The organism is Staphylococcus sp. NAM3COL9, assembly GCF_001431205.1.
Taxonomy (GTDB): domain Bacteria; phylum Bacillota; class Bacilli; order Staphylococcales; family Staphylococcaceae; genus Staphylococcus.
In genome coordinates this window covers 348,206-366,251 of the sequence record NZ_LGPC01000014.1, presented here as the reverse complement: position 1 = coordinate 366,251, position 18,046 = coordinate 348,206, and the positions used below count along the sequence as shown (strand labels likewise).

At 31.6% G+C, this 18,046-nt stretch carries 24 protein-coding genes; 19 read left to right on the top strand and 5 right to left on the bottom strand.

Annotated elements, in window-relative coordinates; all coding sequences use genetic code 11:
• Positions 1-45 precede the first annotated feature (45 nt).
• The 10 genes from ACA31_RS08895 (at position 46) to ACA31_RS08860 (ending at position 7,359) form a co-directional block, all read left to right on the top strand.
• Positions 46-681: an endonuclease III domain-containing protein gene (locus tag ACA31_RS08895; RefSeq protein WP_057512970.1), complete on the top strand. Its 636-nt coding sequence runs from the start codon at positions 46-48 to the stop codon at positions 679-681.
• Positions 682-801: 120 nt separating this feature from the next.
• Positions 802-1,068, top strand: a complete 267-nt coding sequence (locus ACA31_RS13505) for a hypothetical protein (protein ID WP_253721382.1) — start codon at positions 802-804, stop codon at positions 1,066-1,068.
• On the top strand, positions 990-1,154 hold the full coding sequence (locus tag ACA31_RS13500; RefSeq protein WP_253721384.1) for a hypothetical protein: 165 nt from the start codon (positions 990-992) through the stop codon (positions 1,152-1,154). The genes ACA31_RS13505 and ACA31_RS13500 overlap by 79 nt, the downstream gene beginning before the upstream one ends.
• Before the next feature lie 150 nt (positions 1,155-1,304).
• Positions 1,305-2,189, top strand: a complete 885-nt coding sequence (locus ACA31_RS08890) for an ABC transporter substrate-binding protein (protein WP_057512969.1) — start codon at positions 1,305-1,307, stop codon at positions 2,187-2,189.
• 142 nt (positions 2,190-2,331) lie between these two features.
• Positions 2,332-3,282 carry a FecCD family ABC transporter permease gene (locus tag ACA31_RS08885; protein ID WP_057512968.1) on the top strand — a complete coding sequence of 317 codons (951 nt, stop codon included), beginning with the start codon at positions 2,332-2,334 and terminating at the stop codon, positions 3,280-3,282.
• Between the two features lie 75 nt (positions 3,283-3,357).
• Positions 3,358-4,056: an HAD family hydrolase gene (locus ACA31_RS08880; RefSeq protein ID WP_057512967.1), complete on the top strand. Its 699-nt coding sequence runs from the start codon at positions 3,358-3,360 to the stop codon at positions 4,054-4,056.
• 3 nt (positions 4,057-4,059) lie between these two features.
• On the top strand, positions 4,060-4,863 hold the full coding sequence (locus ACA31_RS08875) for an alpha/beta fold hydrolase (protein ID WP_057512966.1): 804 nt from the start codon (positions 4,060-4,062) through the stop codon (positions 4,861-4,863).
• 128 nt (positions 4,864-4,991) lie between these two features.
• Positions 4,992-5,498, top strand: a complete 507-nt coding sequence (locus ACA31_RS08870; RefSeq protein WP_057512965.1) for an SA0570 family protein — start codon at positions 4,992-4,994, stop codon at positions 5,496-5,498.
• A 151-nt stretch (positions 5,499-5,649) separates the two neighbouring features.
• Positions 5,650-6,360, top strand: a complete 711-nt coding sequence (locus tag ACA31_RS08865) for a hypothetical protein (protein ID WP_057512964.1) — start codon at positions 5,650-5,652, stop codon at positions 6,358-6,360.
• 186 nt (positions 6,361-6,546) lie between these two features.
• Positions 6,547-7,359 (top strand): alpha/beta fold hydrolase, encoded by an 813-nt coding sequence (locus tag ACA31_RS08860; protein WP_057512963.1) that lies wholly within the window; start codon positions 6,547-6,549, stop codon positions 7,357-7,359.
• 274 nt (positions 7,360-7,633) lie between these two features.
• Here the strand turns inward: ACA31_RS08860 and sarA are convergent, their stop codons facing one another.
• The 3 genes from sarA to ACA31_RS08845 form a co-directional block, all read right to left on the bottom strand.
• Positions 7,634-8,008 carry a global transcriptional regulator SarA gene (sarA, locus tag ACA31_RS08855; protein WP_057512962.1) on the bottom strand — a complete coding sequence of 125 codons (375 nt, stop codon included), beginning with the start codon at positions 8,006-8,008 and terminating at the stop codon, positions 7,634-7,636.
• Positions 8,009-8,369: 361 nt separating this feature from the next.
• Positions 8,370-9,317: an efflux RND transporter periplasmic adaptor subunit gene (locus tag ACA31_RS08850; protein WP_253721381.1), complete on the bottom strand. Its 948-nt coding sequence runs from the start codon at positions 9,315-9,317 to the stop codon at positions 8,370-8,372.
• 107 nt (positions 9,318-9,424) lie between these two features.
• On the bottom strand, positions 9,425-10,354 hold the full coding sequence (locus ACA31_RS08845; RefSeq protein ID WP_057512960.1) for a DMT family transporter: 930 nt from the start codon (positions 10,352-10,354) through the stop codon (positions 9,425-9,427).
• 231 nt (positions 10,355-10,585) lie between these two features.
• Between ACA31_RS08845 and ACA31_RS08840 the strand changes: the two genes are divergently transcribed.
• Positions 10,586-10,819, top strand: coding sequence for a hypothetical protein (locus tag ACA31_RS08840; protein WP_002508410.1), 234 nt, complete (start codon positions 10,586-10,588; stop codon positions 10,817-10,819).
• Between the two features lie 140 nt (positions 10,820-10,959).
• Here ACA31_RS08840 and ACA31_RS08835 read toward each other — a convergent pair whose 3' ends face one another.
• Positions 10,960-11,178 (bottom strand): DUF2922 domain-containing protein, encoded by a 219-nt coding sequence (locus ACA31_RS08835; RefSeq protein ID WP_057513014.1) that lies wholly within the window; start codon positions 11,176-11,178, stop codon positions 10,960-10,962.
• Positions 11,179-11,194: 16 nt separating this feature from the next.
• The gene (sroA, locus tag ACA31_RS08830; protein WP_057512959.1) at positions 11,195-11,401 is read right to left on the bottom strand and encodes a sigS mRNA-stabilizing protein SroA; all 207 of its coding nucleotides are present in this window, start codon (positions 11,399-11,401) and stop codon (positions 11,195-11,197) included.
• Positions 11,402-11,549: 148 nt separating this feature from the next.
• On the opposite strand from sroA, the gene ACA31_RS08825 reads away from it, so the two are divergent.
• The 8 genes from ACA31_RS08825 to ACA31_RS08790 are packed head-to-tail and all read left to right on the top strand — an operon-like array spanning position 11,550 to position 17,974.
• Positions 11,550-12,101: a tyrosine-type recombinase/integrase gene (locus ACA31_RS08825; protein WP_057512958.1), complete on the top strand. Its 552-nt coding sequence runs from the start codon at positions 11,550-11,552 to the stop codon at positions 12,099-12,101.
• Between the two features lie 23 nt (positions 12,102-12,124).
• Positions 12,125-14,521 carry a DUF4040 family protein gene (locus tag ACA31_RS08820; RefSeq protein ID WP_057512957.1) on the top strand — a complete coding sequence of 799 codons (2,397 nt, stop codon included), beginning with the start codon at positions 12,125-12,127 and terminating at the stop codon, positions 14,519-14,521.
• Positions 14,508-14,933 carry a Na+/H+ antiporter Mnh2 subunit B gene (gene mnhB2, locus ACA31_RS08815; RefSeq protein ID WP_057512956.1) on the top strand — a complete coding sequence of 142 codons (426 nt, stop codon included), beginning with the start codon at positions 14,508-14,510 and terminating at the stop codon, positions 14,931-14,933. Before ACA31_RS08820 ends, mnhB2 begins: the two co-directional genes overlap by 14 nt.
• Positions 14,930-15,280: a Na+/H+ antiporter Mnh2 subunit C gene (gene mnhC2, locus ACA31_RS08810; protein WP_002508404.1), complete on the top strand. Its 351-nt coding sequence runs from the start codon at positions 14,930-14,932 to the stop codon at positions 15,278-15,280. Before mnhB2 ends, mnhC2 begins: the two co-directional genes overlap by 4 nt.
• Positions 15,267-16,772, top strand: a complete 1,506-nt coding sequence (gene mnhD2, locus ACA31_RS08805; RefSeq protein ID WP_172793164.1) for a Na+/H+ antiporter Mnh2 subunit D — start codon at positions 15,267-15,269, stop codon at positions 16,770-16,772. Before mnhC2 ends, mnhD2 begins: the two co-directional genes overlap by 14 nt.
• A complete protein-coding gene (gene mnhE2 / locus ACA31_RS08800) occupies positions 16,772-17,254 on the top strand; it encodes a Na+/H+ antiporter Mnh2 subunit E (protein WP_057512955.1) in 483 nt (160 codons plus the stop codon). The genes mnhD2 and mnhE2 overlap by 1 nt, the downstream gene beginning before the upstream one ends.
• Positions 17,251-17,553 carry a Na+/H+ antiporter Mnh2 subunit F gene (gene mnhF2, locus ACA31_RS08795; RefSeq protein ID WP_021339612.1) on the top strand — a complete coding sequence of 101 codons (303 nt, stop codon included), beginning with the start codon at positions 17,251-17,253 and terminating at the stop codon, positions 17,551-17,553. Before mnhE2 ends, mnhF2 begins: the two co-directional genes overlap by 4 nt.
• Complete coding sequence (locus ACA31_RS08790) at positions 17,528-17,974, top strand: Na+/H+ antiporter subunit G (protein ID WP_057512954.1); 447 nt, start codon at positions 17,528-17,530, stop codon at positions 17,972-17,974. Before mnhF2 ends, ACA31_RS08790 begins: the two co-directional genes overlap by 26 nt.
• The last annotated feature ends 72 nt before the right edge of the window (positions 17,975-18,046 follow it).

The window sequence follows — 18,046 nt, the reverse complement described above, 5'->3', positions numbered from 1 at the left end:
TATAAGTAATTATAAAACTTAAAGTTGAAGAGAGGTGGGTATATTATGTTGGATACAAAAACGTTATATCAACTACTATATGAGCATATGGGACCGCAGGGTTGGTGGCCGGCAGAATCAAAAATAGAAGTTATGTTGGACGCGATTCTCGTTCAGAATACGAATTGGAGAAATGCAGCATATGCAATTGAATCTTTAAAGCAAGCAACACATCTAGAACCATATCACATCTTGAATTTAAAGTTAGAAGAGTTGCAAGTATTCATAAAATCAAGTGGGTTTTATAAAAATAAGGCACAAACAATTCTCTCTTTATTAAATTGGTTGGCTCACTACGATTTTGATTATCAGGAGATTAACGATTACTATAAGCAAGATTTGAGAAAAACATTGTTAGAAATTAAAGGCATTGGTAGTGAGACAGCTGATGTACTCATTGTATATATCTTTGGAGGCGTTGAGTTTATTGCAGACAGTTATTCTAGGAGACTCTATCGAAAATTAGGATATACGCAAACTGACAGCTATGAAAAATTAAAGCGGCACATTAAACTACCAAATGACTTTTCAAATCAAGATGCTAATGAATTCCACGCATTGTTAGATAATTTTGGAAAAAATTATTTTAACGGTAAAATAAATACAAAATATACATTTTTAGATGCTTATTTTGAAAATTAAACAAGGGGTTGACCTTCACATAACGTAATACGACATACTTCATTATAGGAGACGAGATAATTGAAATAACAATTTAGTCCGAAAGACATCGCAAATATTACTGGTGTAAGTACGCGCATATTGCATTACTATCATGAAATAGATATGTTAATAACCAATCAAATTTATGAGCAAGGTTACATATCATATAACATGGAAAATCTAACGAAACTGCAGCATATTTTATTTTTAAGAGTCCTAGAATTAACATTAGAAGAAATAAAACAATATTTTGAATGTACTGTAGATGAAAAAAATAAAATACTCGGTTGCAAAATGGGGGCATTACACCTAATCAAGCAGTTGACAACATTGAAGAATTCAAACGTATTTTATCGATTCAAGTGACTAATTGTGACAATCCATTTATCGAATATATGGCACATACGTATGAGCAAGATGAGCAGTTTATAAAATGTGGCATAAATGCTTAACTAGACATCAAATAACTAATAAAAGGCGTTTGGTTTTTTTAGGGATTTTACAATCAAATGCGTATTTATAGAAAAAAATTTAGCATTGTTAATTAAAATTGAACAGAATTTTGATATGATAAAGAAAAATATGAACTAGGAGATTACGATGTGAAAAGACCTCATAAAATGATTTGTCTTTTAATTGTTTTAGTATTTTTATTAGCAGCTTGTGAGATAAATGGAAATCAACCTAAAGAGAAATCGCAGAATTCGGACAAACGTTCTTACGATAGGATTATATCGTTGATGCCTAGTAATACTGAGATATTGTATGAATTAGGGTTAGGAAATAATATTGTGGGTGTCTCGACTGTGGATGACTATCCGAAAGAAGTTAAAGATAAGCAGCAGTTTGATGCAATGAAATTAAATAAAGAATCCTTATTAAAAGCAAAACCAGATTTAATTTTAGCGCATGAATCACAAAAATCGGTAAGTGGTGACATATTAAATACGCTTAAAGATAGTGGCGTTAAAATAGTCTACGTGAAAGATGGACAGTCGCTCACCGAAATGTATAGCACATTTAAACAAATTGGGAAGGTGACTGGTAAAGAGAATAAGGCAAATGCACTCATTAAAGAGACGAAACAAAATATTAAAGAAGTGAAAGCATCTGTACCGAAAGATGCTAAATCAAAAAAAGTATTTATGGAAGTATCTTCAGAACCAGAAATATATACAGCAGGTAAAAATACATTTTTTGATGATATGTTAAATCAATTAAACACAGCGAATAGTTTTTCGAATATGAAGGGTTGGCAAAAAGTAAGTAAAGAAGCAATTATTAAGAAAAATCCAGATGTTATGATTTCGACAATGGGTATTTCTAAAGATGAATACCAACAAGCGTTGAACCATCGTGGTGGATTTAGTGACATAAAAGCAGTGCAACAAAACCATGTTGAAGCTGTGAATGGCGATCAAATTTCACGTCCTGGGCCACGTATTGATGATGGATTAAAAGCTTTGAAAGAGGCTATTTACAAATAGTAGGAATTTGCCTATTTATCCATATAACTGTACAGTCTTGCGCTTATGAAATTCCAAGTGTTTATTTGGAGAGGTTTAGTGTTAAGCATAAACAGATGGTATTGTAATAATTGAAAGATTTCATTGAAAGCGTGGCAAAAAAATGAAGTACTATAAATCAATCATAATATGGCTAACAGTACTCATTGCTAGCATATTGCTAAGTTTATTATGGAGTATTGGGGATATCAGTGACACATTGACCCAAACAATTCTCTTTCAAGTTAGACTACCCAGAACACTACAAGCATTGCTTGCAGGTATTGGCTTAACACTAGCTGGCCATATGTTTCAAACGTTATTAAACAATCCATTAGCGGATAGTTTTACATTAGGATTAGCGAGTGGTGCAACATTTGGGTCAGGCTTGGCTGTCGTCCTAGGAATGTCATTTATATGGTTACCAATATTTTCAGTTGTATTCAGTATTATTACATTGGTTTTAGTTCTTGCTTTAACGATGTCGATGTCGAGAGGCTATCCTATTAGAACATTGATATTATCGGGTATTATGATAGGGGCTTTATTTAACGCTTTTCTATATATCCTCATTATATTTAATCAAAATAAAATGAATAATATTGTCAATTATATGTTTGGTGGCTTCTCTTCAGCTGAATATAACGAAGTGGTATACATTGGCACAGTGTTACTCATTGGTGTTATTATTTTGTTAAGCATGATTTCTAAAATTAAATTATTACAACTTGGTGATTTACGAGCTAAATCATTAGGTTTAAATGTTCAAAGCATGGCATATAGTGTGTTGCTGATTGCATCAATTTTAACTGCAGTAATCGTTGCGTATGTTGGTGTTATTGGCTTTATTGGTATGGTTATACCACAACTTGTACGGCGACATAGTGGTCATTATGATTTAGGGCAACAAATGGTACTTAATATGGTTATTGGTGGTACAATTATGGTGCTTTCAGATTGGTTAGGAAGTGTTGTTTTAGAACCATTCCAAGTACCTGCAAGTATTATACTCGCCTTACTGGGTATACCAGTATTGTTCTATGTCATGATTACACAGTCACGTATGTATGAATAACGAAGTAGCAATAGATGAATATGTATGCTGTTAAGCATAAATTAAAGCAAAAGTTTGAATAAAGAGGTAATGATGATGGACTTAACACAAGTGAAAGCGGTCGTCTTTGATTTAGAAGGCACACTTTTAGATCGAAAAAAATCACGCGAAAAATTTATAGAAGAACAGTATGAAAGATTTCATGACTATTTAGTACGTATACAACTTGCAGATTTTAAGAAAAAATTTATAGAATTAGACGATGATGAAGATCATGATAAACCAGAGTTGTATAAAGCAATTATTAAAGATTTTCATGTTGATCGCTTAACGTGGAAGGACTTATTTAATGATTTTGAAATGCACTTTTACCGTTATGTATTTCCTTATTACGACACGCTTTATACACTTGAAAAGTTAACAAGTAATGGCTATCTCACGGGTGTAATCGCAAATGGAAAGTCGAAAATCAAACAATTCCGGATGCATACTTTAGGTGTAGAGGATGCGATTAACTATTTGTCTACATCTGAAACAGTGGGCTACCGTAAGCCACATCCTAAGATTTTTGAAGATATGTTATCCCAACTAGGGACAAAACCAGAAGAAACGATGTATGTGGGTGATGATCCATTAAATGATGTTGCACCTGCGAGAGCAATGGGAATGATTAGCGTTTGGTTTAGGGAAGACGATGATGTTGAAGTAGAACCATTACCTGAAGAAATAGATTTTACGATTAGGAGCACTGAAGAATTATTAACAATATTATCTGTAGCGAAGAAAGGAAGATAATTAATGAATTTATTCACAACAAAAGATGGTGTCGCTTTGAATTACAGAACAAGTGGTGAGGGAGATGCTATAGCTGTGATACACACTGCTTTAGATAATTTATCTGTGTACAATGAGATTGAAAATACTTTAAATAAAACGCATCAGGTTGTGCTTATTGACTTAAGAGGTCATGGTTATTCAGATAAACCAAAGGATATTGAGTTTGAAACTTATGCAGAGGATATTAAAGCGCTATTAGATTATTTATATATTCCAGAGTGTTCATTAATTGGTCATGAGCTAGGTGGCTCAGTTGCGGCCTCATTTGTTGCTCAATATCCAGAAATGGCAACGACACTGACGTTAGTCAATCCAACGTTACTTAACGAAATAACACCTGAAGAACGTTTGTATCGTAAATATTCGGATAAAGTGCGTAATTGGGAACAAGAAGCGCAACAAAAGTTTTTTGACAAACATCTATATTATTCAAAACGCACTGCTAAAAAGTTTTTAAAACAAGTAGATGATACCAATGCGATTGCTACGAAAGCTGAACTAAAAGCAGTTAAGGAATCATTTAATAATAATAATATTATGCATTATTTAGGGAAAATCCATTTGCCAACTTTAATTGTCGCTGGGCAACATGGCGAAAGAACAACCGTTGTAGAAGCTAAAGAAGTGGGCGACTATATTGGAGATGTTTCGTTTGAAGTGTTCGAAAAATCAGGTTTATATCCATTTATAGAACAACAAGGAAAATTCCTCGATGTTGTAGGAGATTTTATTAAAGCAAATGAAAAAAACAAAAATATAGTATAGCCGCGTATTTATATTACGAAATGATATGGATATGTAATCTTTTTGTAACATCCCTGTTAATTACGTAATATTTATAGTACACTGTTAATAAGCATAAAATAACTTATAAATAAAAGGAGAGAGTGCTTATGAAAAAAATATTTGCGGCAGTTTTAGTTTCAGGATTAGCGTTTTCTGGAATTGGTGCAGGTAGTGTGGATGCGGCTTCAGGTAACTCTATCCAAAATGTTAAAGCATTGCAAGAAGGAGATACAACATTAGAAGGCGCAACATTAGGCGAGTCTATTCAAAGCGTATTGAAAAATAACGATACCCCAGTCTATTCTCATCGACCTGATGACAATGAACATTATTACGAATTTAAAAAAGAGAATGGTGTACTTATTGTAACTACTGATGGCAAGAAAAATGAAGGCGAAATTACTCGTATTTCTATGAGTTATAATGATACTGACGGCCCAGCCTATGATGAAGTTAAAAACGAATTAAGTAAAGATGCAGTCGCACGTGAGCATTATAATAACGTAACTGGTAATTTTGGCTATGTGCAAGATGGTGAAGCTTCATATCAATTCAGCTCGTCATCTCCAAGTGATAAAAATATTAAACTTTATCGTATAGATATTGGTGAATAAGTATTACTTGTAGCTTTTAAAAAGAATAATTTGACCGGCAAGTGTAAAGCTATATACTTGTCGGTTATTTTATTGTTAAAATAAGTGTAAGTATGAGATTATAAATTAAATTATAGTAGATATAGTTCAAATATTATTAAAGGAGCTTGTCATGAGAGTTAACGACAAAGTACTAGTGGAAAACATTAATGATTACTTCACTCATAAAGGTCTTTCTCCAAATTTAATAGATGACATTAAAGTGAAATTGAAAAAAGATTTTCAGAAATCCGAAGAAAAAGATGAAGATTATATTGAATATAGAAAAAAATCACCCGCTGAAGTTATTTTGACGATACAACGTAATTTATTTACATTGCAATTGAATCCTATTGTGTTTTTTATACTTAATTTTGTATTGTTATCGTATTTATATGATAAACAATTTGTGCCGTATCAAGCAGCAACAGGATTGTCTATCTTTTATTGTTTAATTATCTTACCAATTTCGATTTTTATATATTTGCGTATTGATTGGAAAAATTATCTTTATAGTAATAAATTCGAAAGAATTATAGGATTAGTTGTTGCAGGGGTGTCTTTAATTCTCATTATTGGGCACGCATTTAATATGAATTTAGGCATCGTAGCAATAACAGTATATGGACATCAAGCCGTCTTTTTTGTAGGTATTATATTTAGTATTGCTGGTCTTTATTTTAGAAGATTAGAATTTACTGGAATTGGTTTACTACTTTGTCAAAAAACGATAGACGCTATGATTAGTAGTCCTGAAATTGCTCAAATTGGTTCTATAATTATTTGGGTATTGTTATTGATTGTCATTATTTATTACACTATACGTATTTCATCTAGAAACTAAGGATAAATTAGTATATATAAATATATTTTAAAAACTCTCTTCAAGATATTAATTTGAAGGGAGTTTTTAAATAGTTGGAACAGAAAAATAATAAATTTATAAATGATATATTCTGACAAACAAAAATAATAGCGTAATAAACATGAAATAAGGGTATATTACTTCTGTAAAGGGAGGTGGCCCATAATGATAAAAATCGAAACAAGTTGTAACAACGAGATAGCATATATCCGTGAGGGTCAAGGTTTTCCTGTTATATTAATACATGGACTAGATAGCAATATGGCTTCTTTATATAACTTGAAAGATGCATTGAAAAATAAATTTGAGGTTATTGTCTACGATGTGAGAGGACATGGTAAATCTTCTAAGCCAAACTCCTTTAATTTAGAAGATCATGTTGAAGATTTGAAAATGTTAATGAAAAAATTAAATGTTGAAGAAGCGCATTTAATTGGACATGATATGGGTGGCTTAATAGCTAAAAGTTTTACTAATAAATATGAATCAATGGTGGCATCATTAACTTTAATTGCATCTAATTTGATAGACAGTGTACACGGATTAAATAAATTAATGATAGAACATCAAGACGAAATAGAAGGTTTTGATAAATCTGAAGCACTTATTTTATTATTACCGTATATGTATAAAGACCAAGGGAAAGCGAAAAAATGGTTTCAAAACCAGCTCATTTATAGTAGACAATCAGCCGAAGACAGTGCTGTTGCGACAAGAGCATTAATGGGATTTCCAGTTTTTAATAAAGATATTGTGATTAAACATGTTAATGTTCCAACACTTCTAGTTAATGGAAAATATGATCCTTTATTTATGGGAGAATCATCGGATAGATACGATTATGCGTTTCAAACTTTAACTATTTTAGAATTTAAGCAATCAGGTCATGCGCCACATGTTGAAGAACCCAATCATTTTGTGGAAGTGTATTTAGATTTTATTAGCACTTTGCAACATCAAAAGGATGATTTAATATAAATGTTTCTTGCAAAATCGTTTTAAAATACGCATTACTATTTTATATATATAGATACTGCAATGTTTTTATTAAATACTGTTGATATAATGTCTCAGGACTTTATATCAACAGTATTTTTTATTTTTGTAAGGAATGAAGATTATGAAGTGTAGTTGGTATCATGAAAAGGGGGAGTACATATAAAAAAGGGATTTCCAATATATTGGAAAATCCCTTTAAAAATAAGTTAGCAATATTATAGAAACTTGTGTGACTGTATAAATTTAAATTAACTTAAACTTCTTTTTCGTCGTTAGCTTCTTTAATACGATTATTAACGCGAGTTAATAATTCATTGATTTTTTTACGTTGCTTAGTGTTAACTAAGATCAATACAGTTCTTTCATCTTGTTCGTTACGTTTCTTATCAAAATAATCTTCTTGAGATAAGTTTTTAACAGCTTTAACAACTTGTGGTTGTTTGTAATTCAAGTGATTGATGATATCTTTTAAATAATATTCTTCACTTTCGTGCTCGCTAATGTATGTTAATACAGCGAACTCCTCGAAACTTACTGAAAATTCTTTTTTGATAATACCTTTTAGTTTGTCAGCATATGTGACCATAGCTAATAATTCAAAGCAATCATTGATTTTGGTGATAGCCATCCTAATTCCTCCCTATTCTAAATGCCCAATCAAATATACATATTAATAATTTTTTTGTATGATTATTTGTCTTAATTGAAAGTTAAATACAAAGTGTTTATCATAATTTGTGGCTCGATTATATTTAAGTGAAATATATTAAAACCTCTATTATTTAGTTTATTATAACTAAATAAAAATAGAAAGTAAACAAAAACATGTTTAAGCATTACGTTAATGATTTCTATTATTAATTCAATTCTTTAAACACCAATACGCTAATCAAAATTTATTCTTCTGTTTTTCAATTTACCGTCATATGATAAAAAGGCTAAATAATCTTATTGAATTTTAAAAATATAACTTTTTATAACGTGTACGTCTAATTTTTAGACAGCACAGTATCAGCATTTCTAGCTATGACACCTCCTTGATTTAAACCTTCAAGAATTAGTACATCTTTGTTATTACCCGAATTTTGTGTTTTAATAACCCGTTTTATAAATTTTTTATTTCTTTGTATGAAAACAAATTGCTCATCATGTATTGCTGTTTTAGGAACTTCAATGATGTGGTTAGGTATTTCTACTTTGAAATGCTTACCAAATACAGCGGGAAATTTTGAATTTATCTCAACTAAATATTTGGAATTTTTAGTTGATGTGTCTATATCTATTGGGAAATTAGAAATATAATTCACTTCACCGTCAAATGTTTTCTGGTTATTATCTTTAATAGAAACTTTGTCTTTTAAATGAAGCTTGTCAATCATCGCTTCATCAATTTCAGCTTTGATTATTGTAGTAGAATCATAAATTTGCATAACAGGAGATTTAGTTTGATTAGACCATGATTTATTAATATGGACGATGCCAGACGTTGGAGCATAAACTGTGATACGAAGTTGTTCTTGGAGTTGTGCGATTTGATTTTGTAGACGTAATATTTCTGAATGTATGGGTGAAGTGGAAGATTTACTGTTTGCCTTTAATTGTGCAAGGTATTTTTGCTTACTACTGATTTGATGTTCAATACGTGGATTGTAATATTCGAATAGAGGCTGGTTTTTTTCTATTTTGTCGTGTGACTTAACGAACCAATCGTTAATATAACCTTTATGGGGTTCATAATAAATTGGAAATCGTTGAGCAGGTTCTTGACTTCCTATAAAGGTATAGGGTTTATTATAGGTTATTTTCAAAGTGTCAATATGGTGCTCTGGTTTACTCGTGGCTATTTTAATTTTGAAAAAGTAAAAACTTAGGGCGCCGATACTACAAAGTATTATCAATACAGTAAATAAAATAATGATTTTCTTCAATGATGTCACCTCTTGATGTTTGATGATTAGATTATACAGCGAAAAGCAGGGGTTTTGTTATAAAAAAAGGAGTCATTTACTAAATGTTAAAAGTAAATGACTCAAGGGAACAATTTTTAAAATAATCTCAATAAAACAATACCAATCATTATGGCAATAATACCAAAAACTTTTCTCTTAGTAATTTTATTTTTGTATGTACCAAGCAAGCCAAAATGATCTATAATAATACCCATTAACATTTGACCTAGCATAACTATAATTGTAGTTAATGCAGCACCAAGGTGAGGCATTAAAATAATATTCGTAGTCACAAAAATCACACCTAAGATACCACCGATAAAGTAAATGGGCTTAAGACGTCCTTCTTTAGGTGTGAAAGTAGTAAGTTTAAGACTTCTATTGAAAATTAAAGTCAAAATAAATAATACGATTGTACCTACTGTAAATGAAATTAGAGAAGCCATTACAGAGGAATTTATTTGTTGACCCAATGCGCTATTAATAGCAGTTTGAATAGGTGGACAGAAACCAAATATAAAGCCAATGATTAACCAAATATAAATTGAATTATTTTTATTTTTGTCTTTAGGGTTTCTACGAACATAGTTCATCAGAATGATACCGAAAATCAAAAAGATAATACCTAGTACTTTAAATGCTGTAAAGGTTTCTTTATCGGCTCCAAACCAACCAAATGTATCAATTGTCACACCCATAATGATTTGACCAGCTACAGTGAGCACTACAGTAAGAGATGCACCCAAACGGGGTAAAAGAAGTAAGTTTCCAGTTAGGAAAATGACACCTAAGATACCGCCGACAAACCATATGTAACTAAAAGATTGATTACTGTAAAATTGTGCAGTAAAGGCATGAGGGTTAGTTATAAGATTCATTAAAATTAAAAAGATTGTACCTGTTGCAAATGAGATTGTTGACGCATAGAATGAAGACTTTGTATAAAGACTTAGTCTAGAATTGATTGAAGTCTGAAATGGTACAACCATACCTGCGATAATCCCAATAATATATAAAAGAAACATTAAATCACGCTTTCTATTAGGATAATTACATTATATAGGAAAGGTTATGTTTTTCCTATGTTTAAATTATTTAAAAGAAAATTAGCTTTTTAGTTTATTATAATGTACACAACACACAAAATATAATAGAATACGTATGTTAATGGTTTTTGGGAAATAAGATTAACAACTATGAAGTAGTAATAACTTTATAATAATAAAAGCTTTTGAAGAAGTGAGTGACTAATTATATTGAAACAGCTTTCCATAATTCGACTAACAGATGAAGAAACTTTTTTTGTTGGAGCAGGAAGTAATGATGGCATTAAGAAAAATCAATTTATAGAAGTGTTAAATCCAAGAAGATCTTATAAAAATTTAGCTCAAATTGTTGAAGTATATGATAAATATGCAATATGCAAGAAGTTAGGTAAGAAAAAGATATTTTTTGGTGATACGGTTAGATTAAGACCCTATAGAGATTAAGGGTATATTTCAATAATATTGTAGTTAATTGATGGACTGTATAAAGCGTCAATTATTCTACGTAAAAAGAAGGCCTGAAACAATTGTTTCAAGCCTTCTTTAGTTAATCATCTAAGTTAATAGATTTATAGTAGAATTAACTAATTTTCAAATAGAACATTTGTTGTCTTATCTATTACCTGTGCAGAATGAACTTTTGTGGGGATCCCTGTTTGCGGTCTCAAAATATCAAGCGTGATTAATTTATTCATTCCTTCTTTAACTGTACTTTCGTTTACTGAATGTTCGATCTTAGGTAGTTGTAATTTGATTGTTTTATTCACAGCATCATTGAAAATAAGTTCTAATGTTTGGGACATCATTTGATTTTCCTCCTTAATTAATTGTTTCTGTTTTAATAACTTCGATTGTGTCAAAGTGCTCTCCAGTAATTTGTTCAATAATAGACTTGAAGCTTTTTATTTGTTCAGGTGTTGATGCTGTATTTAAATTTGCGAAATGACGCTTGAACTTTGAAGCTTTTCCATCTTGATCGTACAAAACGCGGGATAATGTGACTGCAAGCTGTTTGATTTGGTTCATTTGCTTAACCTCCTTTCACTATATATATCGAATAAACATCCTAAAATGGTCAAATTTTTTTTGAGAAATTCGGTTTAAACACTTCCATGTGACATAAATATCATATATCATTAAATAAGAAACATTCAATTTGTTAAGAGGTGAATATATGAATCAAGTGGACCCTATAAGGGATATAAAAGAGATAAAGTCTATGTATGAAGTCTTAAGTAATAAGTCGAAACGAGATTATTTATTATTCAAATTTGCAATACATACTGGTGTTAAACTTTCCGAACTACTAAATCTTTGTGTGTCAGACGTAAAAGACGAAGACGACGATATTAAACAGTATTGGCTAGAGAATCATGCTCCCAATATTCATATTAGATTACCCGATACATTGAGGAATGAATTAATGATCTTTATTACCGAAGAAGATCTTAAAAATGATGAGTTATTATTTCGATCAAATAGAACTTTCAAAGGTTTATCAAGACAACAAGCATATCGTATTATCCATGCTGCAGCTGAAGAGCTAGGCATGTTACATATTGGTTTGACGACGTTAAGAAAGACATTTGCTTATCATGCTTATCAATCTGGTATTTCTATTTCTATTATTCAAAAATATTTAGGTCATCAAACAACTTTTGAAACTATGAAATTCATAGGTATTTCAGCGAAGACAACTAAAACAACAATAGCTTTAAATTTATAAAATATAATTAAAGGAGGGATATGATGAGTTTAATATATTTGCTAGGTGCCTTGATTATAATCATGGTAGCGGTATTGTTCACACTAATAAATCCTAAATCTCAGCGATTTGCAGGTCAAATTGCTTTAATTGCACCAATTATTTCTTCGATTTACTTCTTATGGCAAATACCTCGAGTGATGGCAGGGCATTTTATAACGATTAAGATCCCATGGCTAACACTCTTAGATATCAATATTGATTTTAGATTAGATGGATTGAGTTTATTCTTCAGTTTATTAATTTCACTCATTGGATTAGCCGTGTTTTACTATGCAACTCAATATTTGTCTAAAGAGCATGATAATTTACCACGTTTTTATGTATATTTATTACTGTTTATGCTCAGTATGCTAGGTATCGTTACTGCTAACAATACTATTCTGATGTATGTGTTTTGGGAGTTAACAAGTGTGTCCTCATTCTTGCTTATCGCATATTGGTACAATAAAGGTGATAGTCAATTTGGAGCTATACAATCATTTATGATTACAGTCTTTGGTGGTTTGGCATTACTAGCGGGCTTCATTATGATTTACACTGTAACAGGAACAAATTCAATAACTTCAATTATTGAACAGAGTGATAAAATTGCCCAAAGTGACTTGTTTATACCTATTATTATTCTCGTCTTAATAGGGGCATTTACAAAGTCAGCTCAATTTCCATTTCACATCTGGTTGCCGAAAGCGATGGCTGCCCCAACACCAGTAAGTGCATATCTACATTCAGCAACAATGGTTAAAGCAGGTATATTCTTGCTATTTAGATTCACACCTGTATTAGGTTTAAGTGATTTCTATATTTATTGTGTAACATTCGTTGGCTTAATCACAATGATTTTTGGTGCGGTCAATGCAATACGCCAAGTTGATGTGAAAGCAATATTAGCTTATTCTACAATTAGTCAATTAGGTATGATTGTATCAATGGTAGGACTTGGTGGAGGATTTGCGCAGCATCCAACAGGTGAACTTTCTAAAGTTTATGGTTTAATACTGTTCGCAGCTTTATTCCATTTAATGAATCATGCATTATTTAAAGGTGCGCTGTTTATGGGTGTAGGTATTATTGACCATGAAACAGGCACAAGAGACATTCGTCGCTTATCAGGTTTAAGAAAAGTATTTCCCATTACACATATAATAATGTTACTATCTGCCTTATCGATGGCGGGTATTCCATTTTTAAATGGTTTCTTGAGTAAGGAAATGTTCTTTGATGGGCTTGTGAGTGCACACCAATTACCCCAATTTAACATGTTCCTTACCGTAATTATTGCGGTAATAGGCGTTGTAGCAAGTATATTTACTTTGATTTATGCAGTTTACATGATTAAGGAAGTTTTCTGGGGGGATTACCAGAAAGCAGATTTACCACTAAAAAACCCTCACGAACCGTTCATGTTCACACTACCTTCTGCAATTATGATGATTTTGTTACCGATAATATTCTTTGTTCCAAATATATTTGGACATCATATTATTTTACCGGCGTTACGAAGTATCACAATTGGAGAAAATGTAGATAAAATAGCGCCACATGTTTCCCAGTGGCATGGATTTAATTTACCGTTGATTTTAAGTTTGATTGTAATGGTTGTTGGTTTTACAGCAGCATTTAAAATCGATTGGAAAAAATATGCTGATAAGATTAAAGTGAAATCAATTACAGATTTATATTTAGGGACATATAAACAATTTGAACTATATTCAGGACACGGAATTCGTACTTTAATGAATAACCGTTTAAATCATTACATCACATTAACTTTACTTATTTTTATAATGGTTGTGGTATATGGAGTTATTCAAGCAGGATTTCCAAAAGTGCACCAAATTCATGTGAGTGAATTTGGTCCGTTAGAAGTAATTACATTAATTGTCGTATTTGTACTAGGTATTGCTTTAACATTTATACGTCAACGTTTAACAATGGTTATTTTAAACGGAATTATCGGTTATTGTGTAACGATATTCTTTATATTAATGAAAGCACCAGATTTAGCATTAACACAATTAGTTGTAGAAACGATTACAACAATATTATTTATTGTTAGTTTTTCAAGACTACCCAACGTACCGCGTACAAAAGTTCACAAAAAACGCGAAGTGGTCAAAATTATTGTATCGCTCTTGATGGCAGTGATTGTAGTCATGCTCGTATTTATTGCACAACAAAGTGACTCGATGCCTACAATTTCGACGTTTTACCATGATGCATACAAATTAGCAGGCGGAAAAAATATTGTAAATTCCATTCTTGGTGACTTCCGTGCACTAGATACTTTGTTTGAAGGTATGGTACTCATCATTGCTGGTTTAGGAATTTATACATTACTTAACTTTAAAGAACGGAGGGGTCAAGATGAAAGAGAATGATGTTGTATTACGAACGGTAACCAAAATTGTCGTTTTTATATTGTTAACTTTTGGATTTTATCTGTTTTTGGCAGGTCATAATAATCCAGGTGGCGGCTTTATTGGTGGTCTTGTATTTAGCTCAGCATTTATTTTAATGTTCTTGGCCTTCGATGTTAAACAAGTGTTAGTCGCTTTGCCTTTAGATTTTAGAATATTAATGATTACAGGTTCATTAGTTTCATTTGCTACTGCAGTTGTACCTATGTTTTTTGGTAAACCGTTCCTTTACCAAACTGATGCATATATGGAATTACCTTTGTTAGGTGAAGTACATTTAACAACCGTAACGTTATTTGAAGCAGGTATTGTATTATCTGTTGTGGGTGTCGTCGTAACGGTTATGTTATCTATAAGTGGTGGTCGTTCATGAATCTTATATTATTAATGGTTATTGGCTTCTTAATATTTATCGGAACGTATATGATATTATCAGTCAATTTAATAAGAATCGTTATAGGTATTTCTATTTACACACATGCAGGCAATTTAATTATTATGAGCATGGGTCAATATGGAAAGAATATGGTTGAACCTTTGATCGGAGAAGGTAGTAAAAACTTTGTAGATCCTTTATTACAGGCAATTGTTTTAACGGCGATTGTAATCGGCTTTGCAATGACAGCGTTTCTATTAGTACTTGTATATAGAACGTATCGTGTAACAAAAGAAGATGAAATCGATGTATTGAGAGGTGATGACGACGATGCTAATGAGTAATTTATTAATACTACCATTACTACTCCCAGCAGTTTGTGCATTAGCCCTTGTCTTCATCCGTACACAAAGTAGGTTGTCTCGAATGTTTTCAATTGGAACGATGGCTGTTACAACAGTTATTTCATTGTTCTTATTAATTCACGTAATGTATAACAAACCCATTGCCTTAGATTTTGGAGGATGGGAAGCACCTTTTGGTATTCAATTTGTTGGTGATTCATTAAGCTTATTGATGGTTACTACATCCAGTTTCGTTGTTACCTTAATTATGGCTTATGGCTTTGGTAGAACAGAGAAAAGAGCAATACGTTATTATCTACCAAGTTTCATCTTATTCTTAACTGTAGGTGTCATAGGTTCATTCTTAACGGCCGACTTATTTAATATATATGTCATGTTTGAAGTTATGTTATTGGCATCTTTCGTACTAATCACATTAGGACAATCAATCGAACAATTACGTGCAGCAATTATTTATGTGGTGCTTAATATACTTGGTTCGTGGTTATTACTTCTAGGTATTGGGCTGCTTTATAAACTCACAGGTACTTTAAACTTTGCCCTTGTAGCACAACGTTTAAATGAGATGAATGACAAAAGCGCTATAACGATTGTGTCTATGGTCTTTTTAATTGCGTTTGGTGCTAAGGCTGCATTAGTGCTCTTTATGTGGCTACCTAAAGCATATGCAGTTTTGAATACAGAACTTGCAGCACTGTTTGCAGCATTAATGACTAAAGTAGGGGCTTATGCACTTATCCGTTTCTTTACATTAATTTTTGATGGTCATGAAGGCATTACGCATCCACTACTGGTATTTTTAGCTTGTATTACAATGCTGATTGGAGCATTTGGTGTACTTGCTTATCGTGATATTAAAAAAATTGCAGCATATCAAGTTATACTTTCTATTGGGTTTATCATATTGGGATTAGGATCAAATACTTATGCTGGTGTCAATGGTGCTATTTTCTATTTAGCTAATGACATTGTCGTTAAAACACTGCTATTCTTTATTATTGGTAGTTTAGTGTATATTACTGGATTCAGACAATATCGAAATTTAAATGGTCTAGCCAAACAAGAACCATTCTTTGGTGTGGCTTTTGTAGTTATGATCTTAGCTATCGGAGGCGTACCGCCATTTAGTGGTTTCCCTGGTAAAGTATTCATTTTTAAAGGTGCTATAGAAAACGGTAATTATATTGGCTTAGCGTTAATGATAATTACAAGTTTAATTGCAATGTTTAGTTTGTTCAGAATCTTCTTCACGATGTATCTGGGTAATGAGGAGAAAGCTGAAGAAACAGCATTTAAAAAAATACCTACGTATCGTAAAGGTCTCATTGGAATATTAACAGTAGTGATACTAGCTATGGGACTTGCAGCACCATTGATTTTCAAAGTGACGGATAATGCGACACATTTAAACATGGATGATGGATTATATGAAAAAATAGTTAACCCTCATTTAGTGAAGGAGGATAAATAATGCAACAAGTCTTGCTTAACATTGTCATTGCTTTTTTATGGGTGCTTTTTCAAGATGAAGAATCTTTTAAAGCATCAACATTCTCCGCAGGTTACCTTATTGGTTTATTAGTTATCTATATTTTACATCGCTTTTTCGGACAGCAATTTTATCTAAAAAAAGTTTGGGTAACGATTAAATTTTTAGCTGTTTATCTATACCAGTTAGTCACATCCAGTATGACTACAATTAATTATATTTTATTTAAAACTAAAGATTTAAATCCGGGCTTAGTAACTTATGAAACAACGTTAAGTAGTGATTGGGAAGTTACCTTTTTAACAATTTTAATAATTATAACGCCTGGTTCAACTGTAATAAGAATTTCAAAAGAGAAACAAAAGTTCTTTATACACGCAATTGATGTCTCAGATAAAGAGAAACAAAAATTGCTGAAAAGTATTAGACAATATGAAGGACTCATATTGGAGGTGGCAGAATGATTGAATCCCTTATTGATTTTTTTATTACAAGTGCACTAATTTTGTTTGGAATTGCATTATTATTAACTTTATTTAGATTGATTAAAGGACCAACGACTGCTGATAGGGTAGTTGCTTTTGATACCGCAAGTGCGATACTTATGTCTATGGTAGGTATGCTCAGTATCGTCTTTGGTACATTCTCATTCCTTGATTCAATTCTACTAATCGCTATCATTTCATTTGTAAGTACCGTTTCCATTTCTAGATTTATAGAGGGGGGGCACGTCTTCAATGCAAATAACAAGCGAAATCGTTAATTTAATAGCAGCATTTATGATGTTTTTAGGTAGTATTATTGCATTAATAAGTGCAATAGGTTTAATTAAATTTCAAGATGTATTTTTACGAAGTCATGCATCGACTAAAAGTTCTACACTTTCAGTATTACTGACGCTTGTAGGCGTTATTATCTATTTTATTTCTTCACAAGGTTATTTAAGCGTGCGACTTATTTTGGCATTGGTGTTTATTAATTTAACGTCACCTGTCGGAGGCCATTTAATATCACGTGCCGCTTATCGTACGGGGGCTTACATGTATCGTAAAAGTGATGCGCCAAGACAAACAAATATATTGTTGAGTTCTAAAGAAAATAATACATTTGATATGTTAAAAAAACGTGCAGAAGATCGTGAAGAACGTAGACGTAAAACTTATGAAAAAGAACAAGATTACTAATATATATTCAAATATTGATTTTATTGAAGTCGAAACATTCATGACTTAATTAACACTACTAATAAAAACTGA